Here is a 1,686-nt window from a genome sequence, read left to right as displayed (position 1 = left end):
GTGGGGGGCTGTTGCCGGGTGGGGCCGGCGGAGATTGCGCGGCTGGCGGGGTTCGTGTCGCAAACGGGATGAGGGGTCCGGGCGAGCCACCCGCTCGGGTCCCGCGCCCCCTCAGGAACGACCCAGCACGAACCCCGCGCCCACTACCACCCCCGCGGGAAAATGCCTGGTAGAGGCGGTAGATACCGGGCGATACTCAACACGTGTTCCTGACAATCACCACGACCGGTACCCCCGAACGCCCCGCCACCGACCTCGGTTTTCTGCTGCACAAGCATCCCGGGAAGGCGCAGGCGTTCTCCACGGCGCACGGCACCGCGCACGTCCTCTACCCCGAGGCGACGGCGGAGCGCTGCACGGCCGCGCTGCTCCTGGAGGTGGATCCGGTGGCGCTGGTGCGGCGGGGCAAGGGCAAGGGTCGTGGCGGGGCTCCCGATTCCGCGCTGGCGCAGTACGTTAACGACCGCCCGTACGCGGCGTCGTCGCTGATGTCCGTCGCGCTGAGCACCGTCTTCAAGAGTGCGCTACGCGGGGTGTGCAACGCGTTGCCGGAGCGGGCCGAGGCACCGTTGCCGCTGCGGATCGAGGTGCCCGCGCTGCCCGCGCGCGGCGGTGCCGAGCTCGTGCACAAGCTGTTCGGGCCGCTGGGCTGGACCTCGGTCGCGGCGGAGCCCATCGTGCTGGACGAGGAGTTCCCGGAGTGGGGCGAGTCCCGTTACGTACGGCTCGTACTGGAAGGGGAGCTGCGGCTCGCCGACGCACTGCGGCAGTTGTACGTACTGTTGCCGGTGCTGGACGACGCCAAGCACTACTGGGTCGCGCCCGACGAGGTCGACAAACTGCTGCGCGCGGGCGACGGCTGGCTGGCCGACCACCCCGAGCAGAAGCTGATCACCAGCCGGTATCTGTCCCGGCGCTGGGGGCTGACCCGGCAGGCGATGGAGCGGCTCGAACTGGTGCGGCTGGCCGAGGCCGACGACACCGCGGTCGAGACCATCGACAACGCGGTGGACGAGACGAGCGACACCGAGGAGCGCCCCGTGCCGCTGGCCGTGATGCGGCGCGAGGCCATCCTGGCGGCGCTGGTCGAGGCCGGGGCGAGCCGGGTGCTCGACCTGGGCTGCGGCCAGGGTCAGTTGCTGCAGGAGCTGCTGAAGGACGTCCGGTTCACCGAGATCGTGGGTGTGGACGTATCGATGCGCGCGTTGACGATCGCCGCGCGGCGGCTTCGTCTGGAGCGGATGGGTGAGCGGCAGGCCGGGCGGATCACGCTGACGCAGGGCTCGCTCGCGTACACGGACAAGCGGCTCAAGGGTTACGACGCGGCCGTGCTCAGCGAGGTGATCGAGCATCTGGACCTGCCGAGGCTGCCCGCACTGGAGTACGCGGTGTTCGGCGCGGCGCGCCCGCGAACGGTGATCGTGACGACGCCGAACGTGGAGTACAACGTGCGCTGGGAGTCGCTGCCGGCCGGGCATGTGCGCCACGGCGACCACCGGTTCGAGTGGACGCGCGCGGAGTTCCGCGACTGGGCCGCGTCGGTGGCCGAACGGCATGGGTACGGGGTCGAGTTCGTGCCCGTGGGGCCGGACGACGCCGAGGTGGGGCCGCCCACGCAGATGGCCGTGTTCGAGATGACCAAGACCGCGAAGGAGGCGAACGCCGCATGAACACCGAGAACGAGCC

1 protein-coding gene is annotated in these 1,686 nt (G+C 70.8%); it reads left to right on the top strand.

What is annotated here, in order from left to right:
• The first annotated feature begins 203 nt into the window (after positions 1–203).
• The gene (locus tag ACJA3G_RS36405; RefSeq protein WP_406557303.1) at positions 204–1,670 is read left to right on the top strand and encodes a 3' terminal RNA ribose 2'-O-methyltransferase Hen1; all 1,467 of its coding nucleotides are present in this window, start codon (positions 204–206) and stop codon (positions 1,668–1,670) included.
• Positions 1,671–1,686 lie beyond the last annotated feature (16 nt).

Origin of the sequence: Streptomyces sp. YS-3 (genome assembly GCF_045257485.1) — a bacterium.
Lineage (GTDB): Bacteria > Actinomycetota > Actinomycetes > Streptomycetales > Streptomycetaceae > Streptomyces.
This window is presented reverse-complemented; position numbering and strand designations above follow the sequence as displayed.